The sequence below is a fragment of the Cupriavidus sp. 05L411 genome (assembly GCF_056398045.1).
Map to the genome: position 1 here is coordinate 109,360 of NZ_JBFTOQ010000017.1, position 14,473 is coordinate 123,832.

Annotated in this window: 13 protein-coding genes and 2 tRNA genes; 5 read left to right on the top strand and 10 right to left on the bottom strand. The window is 66.0% G+C overall.

Annotated features, from left to right (window positions below; genetic code table 11):
- Positions 1-32: 32 nt before the first annotated feature.
- Positions 33-1,367 carry an MFS transporter gene (locus AC1DQR_RS21105; protein WP_416051130.1) on the bottom strand — a complete coding sequence of 445 codons (1,335 nt, stop codon included), beginning with the start codon at positions 1,365-1,367 and terminating at the stop codon, positions 33-35.
- 111 nt (positions 1,368-1,478) lie between these two features.
- Between AC1DQR_RS21105 and AC1DQR_RS21110 the strand changes: the two genes are divergently transcribed.
- From AC1DQR_RS21110 to AC1DQR_RS21120, 3 genes are all read left to right on the top strand, one after another.
- Positions 1,479-2,507, top strand: a complete 1,029-nt coding sequence (locus AC1DQR_RS21110; protein WP_477133731.1) for an asparaginase — start codon at positions 1,479-1,481, stop codon at positions 2,505-2,507.
- On the top strand, positions 2,504-3,211 hold the full coding sequence (locus tag AC1DQR_RS21115) for a GntR family transcriptional regulator (protein ID WP_416051128.1): 708 nt from the start codon (positions 2,504-2,506) through the stop codon (positions 3,209-3,211). Before AC1DQR_RS21110 ends, AC1DQR_RS21115 begins: the two co-directional genes overlap by 4 nt.
- A 128-nt stretch (positions 3,212-3,339) precedes the next feature.
- On the top strand, positions 3,340-4,305 hold the full coding sequence (locus AC1DQR_RS21120; RefSeq protein ID WP_477133732.1) for an IS1595 family transposase: 966 nt from the start codon (positions 3,340-3,342) through the stop codon (positions 4,303-4,305).
- 85 nt (positions 4,306-4,390) lie between these two features.
- Here the strand turns inward: AC1DQR_RS21120 and AC1DQR_RS21125 are convergent.
- The 3 genes from AC1DQR_RS21125 to AC1DQR_RS21135 form a co-directional block, all read right to left on the bottom strand.
- Positions 4,391-4,467, bottom strand: a tRNA-Asp gene (locus tag AC1DQR_RS21125).
- 78 nt (positions 4,468-4,545) lie between these two features.
- Positions 4,546-4,621: transfer RNA gene (locus AC1DQR_RS21130), tRNA-Glu, on the bottom strand.
- Between the two features lie 438 nt (positions 4,622-5,059).
- Positions 5,060-5,461: a hypothetical protein gene (locus AC1DQR_RS21135; protein ID WP_183037134.1), complete on the bottom strand. Its 402-nt coding sequence runs from the start codon at positions 5,459-5,461 to the stop codon at positions 5,060-5,062.
- A 168-nt stretch (positions 5,462-5,629) separates the two neighbouring features.
- Between AC1DQR_RS21135 and AC1DQR_RS21140 the strand changes: the two genes are divergently transcribed.
- Positions 5,630-6,157, top strand: a complete 528-nt coding sequence (locus AC1DQR_RS21140) for a metal-dependent hydrolase (protein ID WP_416051127.1) — start codon at positions 5,630-5,632, stop codon at positions 6,155-6,157.
- 194 nt (positions 6,158-6,351) lie between these two features.
- Here AC1DQR_RS21140 and AC1DQR_RS21145 read toward each other — a convergent pair whose 3' ends face one another.
- From AC1DQR_RS21145 to AC1DQR_RS21160, 4 genes are all read right to left on the bottom strand, one after another.
- Entirely contained in the window at positions 6,352-7,185 is an 834-nt protein-coding gene (locus AC1DQR_RS21145; RefSeq protein WP_416051126.1) for a hypothetical protein, read from the bottom strand.
- A 253-nt stretch (positions 7,186-7,438) separates the two neighbouring features.
- Positions 7,439-8,845 (bottom strand): MFS transporter, encoded by a 1,407-nt coding sequence (locus tag AC1DQR_RS21150; protein WP_416051125.1) that lies wholly within the window; start codon positions 8,843-8,845, stop codon positions 7,439-7,441.
- 99 nt (positions 8,846-8,944) lie between these two features.
- Positions 8,945-10,114, bottom strand: a complete 1,170-nt coding sequence (pobA, locus tag AC1DQR_RS21155) for a 4-hydroxybenzoate 3-monooxygenase (protein ID WP_477133733.1) — start codon at positions 10,112-10,114, stop codon at positions 8,945-8,947.
- Between the two features lie 276 nt (positions 10,115-10,390).
- Positions 10,391-10,681 carry a hypothetical protein gene (locus tag AC1DQR_RS21160; RefSeq protein ID WP_477133734.1) on the bottom strand — a complete coding sequence of 97 codons (291 nt, stop codon included), beginning with the start codon at positions 10,679-10,681 and terminating at the stop codon, positions 10,391-10,393.
- A 627-nt stretch (positions 10,682-11,308) separates the two neighbouring features.
- Between AC1DQR_RS21160 and AC1DQR_RS21165 the strand changes: the two genes are divergently transcribed.
- Positions 11,309-13,042, top strand: a complete 1,734-nt coding sequence (locus AC1DQR_RS21165) for a M14 family metallopeptidase (RefSeq protein WP_477133735.1) — start codon at positions 11,309-11,311, stop codon at positions 13,040-13,042.
- An 18-nt stretch (positions 13,043-13,060) separates the two neighbouring features.
- On the opposite strand, the gene AC1DQR_RS21170 is transcribed toward AC1DQR_RS21165, so the two are convergent.
- Positions 13,061-13,261 carry a hypothetical protein gene (locus AC1DQR_RS21170; protein ID WP_150984414.1) on the bottom strand — a complete coding sequence of 67 codons (201 nt, stop codon included), beginning with the start codon at positions 13,259-13,261 and terminating at the stop codon, positions 13,061-13,063.
- A gap of 195 nt (positions 13,262-13,456) precedes the next feature.
- Positions 13,457-14,374 (bottom strand): cysteine synthase A, encoded by a 918-nt coding sequence (cysK, locus tag AC1DQR_RS21175; RefSeq protein ID WP_416051122.1) that lies wholly within the window; start codon positions 14,372-14,374, stop codon positions 13,457-13,459.
- Positions 14,375-14,473: the final 99 nt, after the last annotated feature.

Sequence of the window (14,473 nt, forward strand, 5' to 3'; positions counted from 1 at the left end):
AGATGCCCGGGCCAGGGCATCGACCTCTTGGATCATTCTGCCGAGGCAATGATCCCCGCATCGCGCTCAAGGCGGGGACCCACGCCCGGACGGACCTGCAGCATGGCGAACACGCCCAGCGCCGTCGCAACCGACGTGGCGATGAACATGGACGAATAGCCGTAGCGTGCCGACAGGATGCCGGCCAGCGTGGGCGCCAGGACCGCAGCGATGTTGGCGATGAAATGCATGATGCCGCTGAACGTGCCGACGCGCGAGGGCGCGGTATCGATCACCACCGCCCAGTAGACGGAGTTCGGCAAGGCGTTCAAGGCGTTGCCCAAAGTCATCAGGGCGATGACGGTCCACACGCTGTGCGCCTGCGACACCATCAGGAAGCACAGGGTCGTCAGCAACAGCGAGGCGGCGGCAAACCAGCTTCTTGCAATGACCAGCTTGCCCGTGCGCTTTAGCAGCCAGTCGGAGATACGCCCGCCCAGCAATACCGTAAAGCACGCGCCGACCCAGGGAATCATCCCGATGTACCAGAGGGAGGAAAGGGTGAAGTTGAACTCGTCGTGCAGGTACTTCGGTGTCCACGTCAGCAGCATGAAGTTGACGTAGATAAAGGAGAAATAGCCGATGGAGTTGAAAACCAGCGTGCGGCTCTTGAAGAACGCCCACCAAGGCAAGGCGGCGCTTGCGGCGCCTTTGGGGGCTTCACCGCGTCCGGCCTGAATCTGGGCGAGTTCTGCCGCATTCACCTTCGGGTGATCCTCGGGCCGGTTGGTGTAGACGCGCGAGAATAGGGCGATCAGCACCAGGCCCAGGACGCCGAGCACCACATACATGGCGCGCCAGCTGTCGGTGAGCAGCAGCAGGCCGACCGCTACCGGCGCGGTRAGCAGCGCGCCCAGCGGCGTGCTCARCAGGCCGATGGAYACCGCGAAGCCGCGCTCSGCCGGYGATGCCCAKGCSGACATGGTCTTRTTGATGATCGAATAGGCAGGCCCCTCCGAGAAGCCGAAGAGGATGCGCACCATGGCAAATCCGCTCAGGGCCGAGCCGCCGAACACCGCGAGGCCGATGTCGCCCGCCCAGACCATGCAGATCGCGAACAGTGACCAGGCCACGCCTGCGATCACCCAGACCCGCTTCGCGCCGAGGCGGTCCGCCAGCGCACCGCCGATCAGCGCGCCAAACATATAGCCGTAGCCGAAGTAGCCCAGCACCGCGCCCCAGCCGGCGCGGTCGAAGCCGTACTCCCCGATGATCTGCCCGGCCGAATAGGCGATGGCGCCGCGGTCAATGTAGTTGACCAGCGCAATCACGACGATCAGCAAGAAGATGGTGAAGCGATACCGGGTGGGCGGCGGGTGTTGGTGCATCGTGCGTCTCCGTAACGGGTTTGGGAGTTGGCTTAGGAGCCTCAGGTTGTCTTGCAGATTGTATAGTATATATAATGCACAATGCATACATTAACGCTACGGGAAAACCATATGTCTCGCCCATCAGTTGCCATCGCCTCGCTAGGGGGCACCATCAGCATGACGCCGTCGGATGCTGCCGGCGGGGTTGTCCCCAAGCTGGACGCCGCCCAGCTGGTCGCGGCCGTGCCGGGGCTGGGAGAGCTGGCCGATATCTCCGCCGAGCCGCTCTTCCAGTTGCCGAGCGCTTCGCTGGGCCCCGAACAGTTGCTGGCCTGCCTGGCATGGGCCGAGGGCAAGGTTGCCGGCGGGGCATGCGGCGTCGTCCTGACCCAGGGCACGGACACGATCGAGGAGACCGCCTTTTTCTTCGATCTGTATTGGCGCCACCCAGAGCCCTTGATCATGACCGGCGCGATGCGCACGCCGCTGGCCGCGGGAGCGGATGGCCCTGCCAACCTGCTGGCCGCCGTGCAGGTCGCCATGGACGACCAGAGCCGCGGGCGCGGCGTGCTGGTTGTCATGAACGACACCATTCACAGGGCGCGCTGGGTCTGCAAATCGGATTCCCTGTCGGTCCAGACCTTCGTCTCGCCTGACGGCGGGCCCGCGGGGAGGGTGGTCGAGGGGCAGCCCGAGTACTTTCATCCGCCGGTCGACAGGCCGCTGGCAAGCCCGCCCACGCGGCGTTTTCCAAAGGTGGCGGTGGTGCCGGCGCTCCTGGGCGACGATGGCGATCTGGCCGTGGCCGCGCTTGATCTCGGCTACGAGGCAATCGTGGTCGCCGCGTTCGGCGCCGGGCACGTCTCCTTCGGCTTCGCCGAGCATGTCGAGCGCCTGTCCAAGGTGGTGCCGGTGGTGATCGCTAGCCGCACCGGGGCTGGGGCAACGGCCTCCCGAACCTATGGTTTCTCTGGCTCCGAAGTCGATCTGGCACGGCGCGGCGCCTTGCTTTCGAAGTGGCTCCATCCGTTGAAGGCGCGGCTGTTGCTAGGTGCGTTGCTGGCTGCCGGCACGCCGCGCGAGCAGATCCCGGATGCGTTTGCGAAGTGGGGTACACTGCCACGCCATTCGCCCATCCAACAGCAGCCCGTTCCTTGAAGACTTCGCCGAATCCCCCGTCCCGAGCGCAAGCCGCGCCTTCGCGCCGGCTGACTGCCTACCAGTATGCGGTGCAGACCTTGCGCGCCGACATCCTGCAAGGCCGCATGACCGCGGGCGAGCGCTTGCGCCAGGATGACCTCGCCAAGCGGCTGGAGATGAGCACGACGCCCGTTCGGGAGGCATTGCGCACACTGATCTCCGAAGGGCTGGTGTTCTTCGACGCGCATCGCGGCGCGGTCGTGCGCGGCCTGACGCTGGATGATGTGCAGGAAATCTACCGGCTGCGCAAGGTGCTGGAGCCGATGATGGTCGAAGAGGCGATCCGGGGCATCACGCCGGAAGATATCGCCCGGGCCGAGTCGTTCCATGCGGAGATGCTGCAGACGCAGGATGTCACGCGCTGGACCGAGCTGAACCTGGAGTTCCACGCGGCACTCTGGGCATCCCAGGAACACAGCAGGCTGGCCCACCTGGTCAAGACGCTGCGCGATTCGGCGGCGCCGTATATCTCGCTGTCGCTCTACATGAGCCCGGAACATATCGCGCAGAGCAATGCCGAGCATGCCGAAATCCTGTCCCAGTACAGGCAGCGCGATGCCGAGACCGCCAAGCGCCAGACCATCCATCACCTGGATGACACGCTGAAGATCATCGTGCGGGCGATCGATAGTTCCGAGGCTGTGGACAACGGCGGGGCATAGCGCACCGGCGGGCGTTCGCCGTGAGCCCGCCGGGTGGTGGCAGGCAGGTGGCAGGCAAAAAAAATGGCTCTGTCACTAAATCGTGTTGGTAGTATCCTGCTTTTGTAGTTGGTCGGGCAGGGGCAGTCATGAGGAAGCGAGATTTTGAGCGGTTGCTGGGCGCGCTGGATAAGCTGAGCCCGGCCCAACTGCGCCATATAGAGCACCGGGTGGGCGAGCTCACCCACCATCGCGAGATTCAGGACCTTACCGAGAAACGAATCACCGCCACGGGGGCCTGCCCCCACTGCGGTAGCTTGGACTTCGTCCGCTGGGGCAGGACCGGGACGGGCGACCAGCGCTTCCGTTGCCGGGACTGCCTGGCAACGTTCACCAGCCTCACCGGCACGCCGTTCTGCCGCATTCACGACAAAGGGAAATTGCTGGAGAACGCAGCCTGCATGAAGGACTTCCTGAGCGTGCGGAAGACTGCCGAGCTTATCGATGTGCACCGCAATACCGCGTTCCGATTTCGGCACTTGATGATGCCGAAGCTCGACAAGCATCAGCCCGGCGCGCTGCCTGGGGTGGCAGAAGTCGACGAGGCCTTTTTCCGGCGCTCATTCAAGGGGCTCAAGGTCGGGCTGCCTCGCGAGCCGTACAGGCGCGGCACGCCTGCCAAGAAACGTGGGATATCAACCGAGCAGGTGGCCGTGCTGACCGCCATCACCCGGGGCTCCCGCAACAGCTTCATCACCGTCCTGCCTTCCGTGCCCAACGCGGCCTCTGTGACGTCCGCCCTGGCTCCGATTGTGGAGCCCGATACAGTCCTCTGCTCTGACTCGGCAAGCGACAAGTCCGCTGGAAAAGCTCTCGGGATTATGGTCCGGCAGATTCCACGCGGGACCCACAAGCTTGGTCCGTATCACATCCAAAACGTCAACGCACTGCATAGCCGTATCAAGGCCCGGATGCGCCCGTTCCGAGGGGTGGCGTCGAAAAACCTGCCGGTCTACCTTGCTTGGTTCCGATTCTTCGACCGGGCACCAGGTGCTGCAGAGCCGCGCCAGCTCTTGCTTGACGCGTTCGGGGTACCCGTCACCAACACAGATTAGTGACAGAGCCAAAAAAATAGCCCACCTGATGGTGGGCTATATTTTTTCCTGGATATGCGGCATTCGAGCAGTATCCAGGCAATGCTGGCGGAGTGGACGGGACTCGAACCCGCGACCCCCGGCGTGACAGGCCGGTATTCTAACCAACTGAACTACCACTCCGCAGTGGCTGTGGAACCCGCTTGTTGCGGTTTCCGACGCTCGTGTTGAGGCTGCGCTTGGTGGCGTTGCTCTCGAAACTGGCGTCCCCAAGGGGATTCGAACCCCTGTACTCACCGTGAAAGGGTGATGTCCTAGGCCTCTAGACGATGGGGACTTAGACTTGCTCGCTACGTCATGTACATTTCGTGTCGCGAGGGGCGCGATTATAGCGCCCTTTTTTTGCGATGGGAAGCCCCTGTTTATTCTCCCTCGCAAATCGGCAAACGGCGCGCGCATCGCATCGCCGTATTTGCCAAGACACGTGGCAGGGGCATGGCCACGATGCTGTCCATGCGGGATCGCCTGCGTCTCGCGTTGACTCTTGCGTTGACTCTCGACACCACTGCCATGCCCACCCACTCCCATCCTGCCGGCCGCCTGATCAGCCCCACCGCCATCGTCGCCTTCGCGCTGCTGCTGGTGTGGTTCGCTTTTTACCACGCTGACGTGGACGCTGGCAGGCGCGGCCGCGCTCATCATCGGCGGCGCGGCGCTCGCGATGACTGCCCGGCGCACGTCCGCGCGCCGGCAATCGGCCCGATCGACAGGCGCGTCATTGGCGCCGCCGCTCGCGCATGGGGCCGTCGGCGTCGATGCTGCCGCCCGCGCTAAGCGGCCCATCGACATTGACCGGCCCGTTGACCAGCATGTTGCCTTCCACCACCAAGGGCCCGTGCACGGTGAGCGGGCCGTGAAACACCTTTTGCCGCCCTGCGCCAGGCGGCTGTCCATAAACCGGTGGGCGATTGGCAAACCAGGCTGCGGTCAGCGGGCCGTGCGCAAGGACGCTGCCGTCCACGGTCAGCGTGCCATGGACGGTGAGGGGGCCTTCCACCACCAGCGAGCCGCCGATGGTGAGCGGCCCGGATTCCACCGGCTGGCCATGTGCCGCCGCGGCTAACCACAGGGATGCCGCCAGGATTGCGCGGGCCTGCCGGGCAATTTGCGATCTCATGACCCGCTCCCAAGGTGCGCGGCGCGTTTGCCGCAAGCAGCTTCCAACTTAGCGCGCGCGGCGGATACGTGCAAGCCGAAGCCGGGCTCCGAGCCCTGTTCTTTTACGGTGCGATCTGCCACCATTGCGCCCCTTCAATTCACGGCTCCCGATGGGCGCATCTACGTCATGGCTTCCAGCAAAGCACACCATGCCACCGGATGGGCGGCAGGCCTCGCCGCCGCCGCGGTAGTCGCCAAGTCCGGCGCCGGCGGCCCGTATCACATGGCCGCGGTGCTTGCCTTTTTTGCGGGCGTGGCCGGTGGCGGCGCGCCTGACTGGCTGGAGGTCGCCTGGTGGTCCCGATCCCGCCGGCTGTGGATCACACACCGTACCTGGACGCACTGGGGCGTCGCCTGGCTGGCGCTGCTGGTGTTTGCGTACCGCGCCCTGGGCGCGCATGCGCTGGCCGCGCCGGCGTTCGGGTTTGCCTGTGGCGGGCTGATGCACTTGCTGGCCGATTGGCCCAACCCACTTGGCGTGCCCTGGATTCTCGGGCGGCATTCGCTGAACTGGTGGAAGAGCGGACGCTGCGACCTGCTGGTGGTCGCGGCTTCGTGGATGGGCGCGCTGGCGTTGTCACGCCACGTATGGTTCCACGGCACGCACGGGCTGGACTTGTTCCAGTACGTGCGGGCCTGGCACCTGCGGGTCTGAGTGTCCGGGCGCTTGGGCGCCTGAGCGTCTAAGAGCGCGCACAAAAAAAGAGGCGGCCACAAGGGGCCGCCGATCGGGAATGTCGAGGGAGGCAATTCCCTCACAGAAGACTAACGGCGCGCCATAGTGCAACATGAACCCCCCCGACGTGGGGTGATGACTTCGGCATATCGAGAGGTGGCCGGCGGCCGGCTTCAAGCCTCCAGGCAGGTCGCCGCCGTGCCGGGCTGGCTCGCACCCGCGTCATGCCGACTTTGCCGGCGCACTGCCGCCTCCAGTTCGTCATGCGCGGCGTCGAGCCATGCGGTGCGATGGCGCACGGGGTCTCGCGGGGAGAGTGCATCGACGCTGACCTCGCGCAGGAAGTACTTCACCATGCTGCCCGCGCGCGCGGGCACGGGCATCATGCCCAGCAGTTGCCGGCGCTGCAGCAGGCCACGGTCAGCGGCATGGCCCAGCGCGGACCACGCGGTGCGCCCCAGCGCCAGGTAGAGCGCCTCGTCATCCATCTGCCCGAGCGCGCCGAGGAACAGGTTCTCGAACACCCTGCGCAACATCGGCACCGCCATCAGTTCTTTCAGGTCGCCATCGAAGGCCAGGCCACGCCGCGTGGTGGCATAGGGCAACAAGGCTAGCGGCTGCAGCCGCTCGAAGCCTTCGTCCCAGAGCGCCGCGGCGCCGGGCAGGCCGACCAGTTGCGCGATGCCGAAGTGATCCAGCATGCGAATCAGGTTGGGCCGCACGAGCGGGCCGCCGAGTTCCGCGCACCGTTTGTTCTCGCGCTGGATCGTGCGCCCGGGCGCGTGCCGCTGCAGCAGGCTCTCGGTCAGCACCGCCGCCAGCTGCACGTGGGTGTGCCCGGGCGTGGTGCTCACCAATACCAGCCGCGCGCGCTCATGGCTGTGCTCGAACGGCACGTAGCACATCGCGTAGATGCCATCGCGATCCACCAGCACCGGTTTGTCGATCACGGCTGTCGCCGCTGCGCGCCGGATGCGCGCGCAGTACTCTTCCAGGTAATTCGCCAAAATGTCCCCGCCTCACCACGATTTCTCTCTGGTACAGCAGCCCTGTAGCCGGGCTTACCTTTGCTAGCATGGTAGGCGGCGGCCGGACGGCAGGCAAAGCGGGCGGTGCCGCTTCCTGCCTGTGGCAACACAGGGTGTGTGGGCCAGCGAACCAATCGCGCGGCTACACCATCCCAATGAAGGATGGACGCAACCGGGTTACCCAGGCATTCATGGCGACGTTGGATCGATGGTTTGAAGGCTGGCGCGGCGATCAGTGCGCGGCATCGTGCTGGCCAACGGCAGGCCGCACCGCGGTGCGTGGCCGTGCCGAGGCGATCAGCAGCGCAGCGGTGGCAACAAAGGCGGGCAGCGAGAGCAGGCCGAAGATCTTGCCAAAGCTCCATCCCAATCCCAGGATCTGTGCGCCCAGCAGCGCGCCGACGATGCCGCCAAAGCGTCCAATGCCCAGCATCCAGGCCACGCCCGTGGCCCGGCATTGCGTGGGATAGAAGCCGGCGGCCAGCGTGGGCATGGAGGATTGCGCGCCGTTCATGCAGGTGCCGGCGGCAAACACCAGCACGCCGAGCAGCAACACATCCCCGGCGCCGTGGCCCACCGCATAGACCAGCGCGCCAGTCAGCGCGTAGGTGCCTGCCACGATGCGCCACGGATGGCCGCGGTCCATCAGCCAGCCCACGGTCAGCGTACCGATGCCACCGCCCAGCGGGAACAGCGCGGTGATGAGCGCGGCCTTCTCGATCGGGTAGCCCGCGTCGGCGAACAGCGTCGGCAGCCAGCTCGTCAGCAGGTAGAAGATCAGCAGCCCCATGAAGTACGTGGTCCACAGCAACACGGTGCCGCTGAGGAACTGCGGCATCAGGATGGTGCGCAGCGAGGAAGCGCCGGTGGGCGCGGCCTCTTGCACATGAAAGCGCTCGTCTGCGCGCAGCACGCCCGGGTGGACCTTGGACAACGCGGCGGCGATGCGCGCGTCCGGGGCCTTGCGTGCCACCAGGAAACGCACGGACTCCGGCAGGAAGAAGATCAGCAGCACGGCCAGCAGCAGCGGCGCCACGCCGCCCACCAGCAGCACCGAATGCCAGCCATAGTGCGGAATCAGCCAGGCCGCGGCAAAACCTCCGGCCGAGGAGCCCAGCGTAAAACCGCAGAACATGGCGTTGACCGCCAGCGAGCGCCGCCGCGTGGGCGCGTACTCCGACATCAGCGTGACCGCGTTCGGCATGGCCGCGCCCAGGCCAAGGCCGGTCAGGAAACGCAGGACCGTGAGCGCTTCGAGCGAGGTCGAAAAAGCCGATGCCACGCTCCAGCCGCCGAAGCACAGCACCGAGCCGACCAGCACGCTCTTGCGGCCAAAGCGGTCGGCCAGCGGCCCCGCCACCAGCGCGCCGGCAGCCAGGCCGAACAAGGCCGCGCTCATCACCGGCCCGAGATGGGCGCGGCTGACGCCCCACTCCTTGGCCAGCATCGGCGCGATAAAGCCAATCGCCGCGGTGTCGAAGCCATCGGCCGCGACAATCAGGAAGCACAGGATCAGGATGATCCACTGGAAGCGCGAGAACGGCTGGCTGTCGATGAACTGCTGGACGTCGATGCTGGCGCCGGGATGGCGCGCACGGTCAGGGGATGCGGCCGGCTGGCCGCTGCTTGGGGGCGTCATGGTGCGGTCTCCTGCTATGCCGCTCGTTGGCGGCGAATGCTCTGGTTTTCTTGGTATTTCAAGGCGTGCCGCGTGGCCGCGCTCGCGTATGCAGCGTATTCAATACGGCAGGCCGACGTAGTTCTCCGCCAGCGACATCTGGGCGGCACGCGAGCCAGTGAGGTAATCCAGTTCGGCTTGCTGGATGCGCAGCGCGAAGTCATCGGCATCGGGGAAGCGATGCAGGAGCGATGTCATCCACCATGAGAAGCGCTCCGCCTTCCAGACCCGGCGCAGGCATTTCTGCGAGTACGCGTCCAGCTCGCTGGCATCGTCGTGCAGGTAGCGCGCGATCAGGCCGTCGGCCAGGTAGAGGACATCGCTGGCGGCCAGGTTCAGGCCCTTGGCGCCGGTTGGCGGCACGATATGCGCGGCGTCGCCCGCCAGGAACAGGTTGCCGAAGCGCATCGGCTCGCACACAAAGCTGCGCAGCGGCACGATGCTTTTTTCGATGCTCGCGCCCGTCACCAGCGCCTCGGCGGCGCTGGCATCTAGCCGGCTGCGCAGTTCGTCCCAGAAGCGTTGATCGGACCAGTCCTCGACCCGTTCGTCGGCGCTTACCTGCACGTAATAGCGGCTTCGCGTGAGCGATCGCATGCTGCACAGCGCGAAGCCGCGCTCGTGGCTGGCGTAGATGAGTTCATCCGCCACCGGCGGCGTGTCGGCGAGCACGCCGAGCCAGCCGAAGGGATAGACCCGCTCGAAGATGCGCTTGGACGGCTCGGGCACGCTGCGCCGCGTGACGCCATGAAAGCCATCGCAGCCAGCGATGAAATCGCAGCGCAGTTCGTGCTGCTGGCCGCCCTTGCGATACCGCACCATGGGCGTGGCCGTATCGAAATCGTGCACGCTGACGTCTTGCGCGTCGTAGATCGTGATGGCATTGCCGGCATGCCGTGCGGCCATCAGGTCGCGCGTGACCTCGGTCTGGCCGTAGACCGTGACCGAGCGGCCAATCAGCGCATGGAAGTCGATGTGGTGACGCTCGCCGCCATAGGACAGTTCGATGCCATGGTGAACCAGGCCGTCGTGCTGCAGGCGCTGCGCCACGCCAGCGCGCTCCAGCGCATCGGCGGTCACGCTTTCAAGGATGCCGGCGCGGATACGGCCGAGGATGTAGTCGGGGCTGCGTTGCTCGACGATAACCGCATCGATGCCCGCTTTGGCGAGCAATTGCCCGAGCAGCAAGCCGGCGGGGCCGGCGCCGATGATGGCGACTTGTGTGCGCATCGCGTGTCTCCTGGTGCGGGATGGGAATTGTTATTGAACGTAACAATAGCGGCGCCAGGGACGGGAGGGAATAGACGGAACGAACCATCAGCAGGACAAAACGAACATCCGTATCTGGAACGGAGTGTGCTGGAATATCCTGTCGATGCTGGGGGAAACCCTAGGTTTTCAATTGGATTTAGCCGGAATTGTGAGTTTTACCGGTGTGCGCGGCGACGCGTCCGAGCGCGCCGTCCGAGCACGACAGCCTTCACATTCCATACATGCCGAAGCGCTTCAACGGCCCGAGCGCTGTTCCTTGCGGCAAGCCTTGCAGATGTGTTCAAGGCCGTCCTGGCGGCGCGTGTCCCGCGCGAAGAACTCGCCGTCGGCCGGCCAGTGCTCTGCGCAGTGGCGGCACAGCTTGAGCGGGCCGATATCCGACATCAGGACGTCGCCAGCCGTAACGTTGGCCTGCGCGGCGCGAGCGTGGTGCGCGGGGCTCGTGCGCGGTGTGGGCGTGTCTTGCATGGCGCTTGCGGTGAAGGTGCCGTGGTTCTCGTGCGGCAGCGCGGCGTGATCGTACATGGTCTTTCCTTGCCTTGAAAATGGGGGAAATGGGCCAGTGATGGTTGGGGTGCGCAGCTGGATCCGGCTGCGCTGCTGAAATACCCCGTTACGAAATGGCGCGTGGTTGATGCTCCGATGGCTTGGGCGATCGATGGCCGAGCGGTGCGATGCCCGTCCTTGCACTAGCGTGGCTTACTGGGACAACATGCCCGAGCAGGCCATCAGCAGCCATCCGATGGCGGCACAGCCGCCAAGCCAGCCGAGCAGCACCAACATGATGGTGGACCACTTCATCGGGGCCGCCGCGCGTGCGCGGCAGGAAGTTGGGTTGCGTGAGAAGGGGAGCGGCTCATGCGTACTTTCCTTGGAGTGGCAAGACAAGGCTTGCTCAAGGGGGGCAGCTTAGCGATCCTGTGACGCCAATGTATGTCCGGGTTGTAAGAAAATGTGCACGAGCAAATGTGCTGCGGCCCGGCATTGCCTACGAACGCCTTTGCCGTCTGGCCCCACTACTGGAACGCGCGAGGCAAGCGCCCGGGAAGGCGCCTTCCCGGGCAGCCGGGGGCGTTCGCGTGGGCAATCGGGAGCCTGCCTATAATGCCGGATCCGACACCCATCCCGCCGCGCGCGGCGCCAAGGCCTGCCATGACGATCCTGCTCGATACCGCCATCCCGCACACACTGGATACCCTGGTTGAGCGCGTCGCGGCGATGCCCGGCGTACAGGTGCAAGCCTGGGTCTTCGACGACGTCGCCACGCGCCGTGCGGCCGAACAGCGGCTTGCCGCCGCTGGCGTGCAGGCGGCGATCCACAGCGCTTACAAGCCGCTGCTGCATTTCTTCCTCGAAGCGTTGGCGCTGGAACACGATGGCGGCCGCCTCGCCGCCGCGGGCGAGATTTCCGTGCGCCTGCCCGCGGCCACAACGGCGGGACAGTCGCAGCGCTTCCGGCTTGAAGCCTATCCGCTCGCCGGCATGCTGCCGCAAGGCAGCCTTCGCCTGAGCGAAGGCCACGACGAAGGCCACTATGTCGTCGACCTGGACGGCATTGCCCACCGCGTGTTCGTGCCGCTCGCCGCCTCTGGCGCGCCGTGCGGGTGGCTGCGTCTGTCGCGCGATGGCGCCGTGCTGGACGACGGCCCGCTCGCCACCGAGTACGAACTGGCATTCGCCGCAGCCATGGATGCGATCCGCGGCCATGCCTGGAGCCGGCAGGGACCCTATTTCGATGTGCTTCGCATCGCCATCGACACGGGCGGCATCGAGCGCCGGCTGTCCTATCAGGACGAATGCATCAGCACGCGCGAGGCCCTGCACGAGGACCTGTATTTCTCCATTCTGGAGTTCTTCCAGGATCGCGCCGGCTTGCCGCGTGGCGACCGCACTTTGCAGCCCGGCCAGATCGTGCCCGAGGTCCGCCACGCGGAGGGTGCCACGCGGGTCCGGGTGGCATTGCTGCCGCACCCGCATGTCGCGGCCGCGACGCCGGCTGACGCAGCTGCGTCCCCTCTGTCCCCGAGTGTGCTTGCCGGGCTCTCGCAGCCCCTGACGCCGGAGGAGGCAGGCGTCGAGATGCATGCCTTGGGCGGCAAGCGCTTCAGCGTGCTTTCCACGCAGGGGCGCGTGGTCCACGGCACCCACATCGAAGGCGCGCTGCCCGGGCTGGTGATTTCCGGTGGCCAGCATGCCAACGAAACGTCCGGCGTGGTGGGGGCGCTGCGCGCGGCGCATGCGCTCAAGCAGCGGCCGCATGCGCACTTTGCCCTGATCGCCTTGGAGAACCCGGACGGCGCGGCCTTGCATGTGCAGTTGCGCGAGGACAATCCGCGCCATATGTCGCATGCCGCGCGTTACACCGCGCTGGGCGACGACCTGGAGGCACGCACGGCGCCGCCCTTCGTGGAGAAAGCGGCCCGGCTGGAAGCCATTGAGCGCACCGGCGCCGGGTTGCACATGAGCCTGCACGGCTACCCCGCCCACGAATGGACGCGGCCGCTCACCGGCTACGTGCCGCCGGGCTTCGAGACCTGGACCATTCCCAAGGGCTTTTTCCTGATCCTGCGCCACCACGCCGGGCGCGATGGCATGGCGTTCATGCAGGCGCTGACCGCGCAACTGGCGGCTTCGCCGGATCTGGCTGCGTTCAACGCCCGTCAGCTGGCGACCTGGGGCAACCATGCCGGTGAGGTGCCGTTCCCGGTGCTAAACGGCATTCCCTGCATGATCTTCGAGGATTCCCGGTCAACGGTGCCGTTCACGCTGGTCACCGAATTTCCGGACCAGACGGTTTATGGCGATGCGTTTCGCCTGGCGCACACCACCCAGATGCGGGCGGTGCTGGCGGCGGCGGAGCTGTATTGGGCGGGTTTGCTGGGTTGAGGGGCGCGCTGCGCGCCTTTAGTGGATCGTGCGTGTCACCTTGGCGTGCGGCACCTTTGCCGCCGCCGTGTTTTCGGGCGTTGCGCCTTCGTCCTGCTCGATCATGGTGGCCGCGAGGCTGAGCGCAGCCTGCATCTCTTCGTGCGACAGGCCGGAAGATAGCGCAAGCCGCACCGCCAGGGACGCCAGTCGGGCGACTTCATAACTCGGGATGCTCATCTCAGCTCCTTGTCCTCGTGTCAATGCTTGTGTCAGCGCCATGGCAAGCCCTGCCGCGCCGGGCGGCGGAGCCGCTGGCGCGCCATATCGGCAGATTCGGCCACCGGCGCGTGCTTGCGCCGGCGCCGGTCCATCTCCAGTATGGTTCACGGCGAGCTTCGCTGCTCGAAGAGAATCCAGCAATGCTGTGTGGCCTCAGGCGGGCAGGAAGCCTTCCACGGTGAGATAGCGCTCGCCGGTGTCGTAGTTGAAGCCCAGCACGGTGGCGCCTGCCGGCAGGTCCGGCAGCTTCTGCGCGATCGCGGCCAGGGTGGCGCCCGACGAAATGCCCACCAGCATGCCCTCCTCGCGCGCGGCGCGGCGTGCCATTTCGCGTGCCGGCTCGGCGTCGACCTGGATCACGCCATCGAGCAGGGCGGTATCCAGGTTGCGAGGGATGAAGCCGGCGCCTATGCCCTGGATCGGGTGCGGCGCGGGCGCGCCACCGGAAATGACCGGCGAGGCGACCGGCTCGACGGCGTAGACCTTCAGCGCGGGCCACTTCTGCTTGAGCACGCGGGCGCAGCCGGTGATATGCCCGCCCGTGCCCACGCCGGTGACCAGGGCGTCGATGCCCTGCGGGAAGTCCGCCAGGATTTCCAGCGCGGTGGTGTTGACGTGGGCCTCGATATTGGCGGGGTTCTCGAACTGCTGCGGCATCCAGGCGCCCGGCGTGGCTGCCACCAGCTCCTCGGCGCGGGCAATGGCGCCCTTCATGCCTTTTTCGCGCGGGGTGAGGTCGAAGGTGGCGCCATAGGCCAGCATCAGGCGGCGGCGCTCTACCGACATGCTGTCCGGCATCACCAGCACCAGCTTGTAGCCCTTGACCGCCGCCACCATGGCCAGGCCGATCCCGGTATTGCCCGAGGTGGGCTCGATGATGGTGCCGCCCGGCTTGAGCACGCCGGATTGCTCGGCTGCCTCGACCATCGACAGCGCGATGCGGTCCTTGATGGAGCCTCCCGGGTTGGCGCGCTCGGACTTGATCCAGACCTGATGGGTATCGCCAAAGAGCCGCTGAACACGGATATGGGGCGTATTGCCAATGGTCTGCAGGATGTTCTCGGCCTTCATTCAGTATCTCCAGGGATGGTTTCGAACCGGACAAGCAAACGGGTCCGGACAAGCATGCACTGGAGGATTCTAGCGGGCGGCGCGTTGGCAATGCGATTT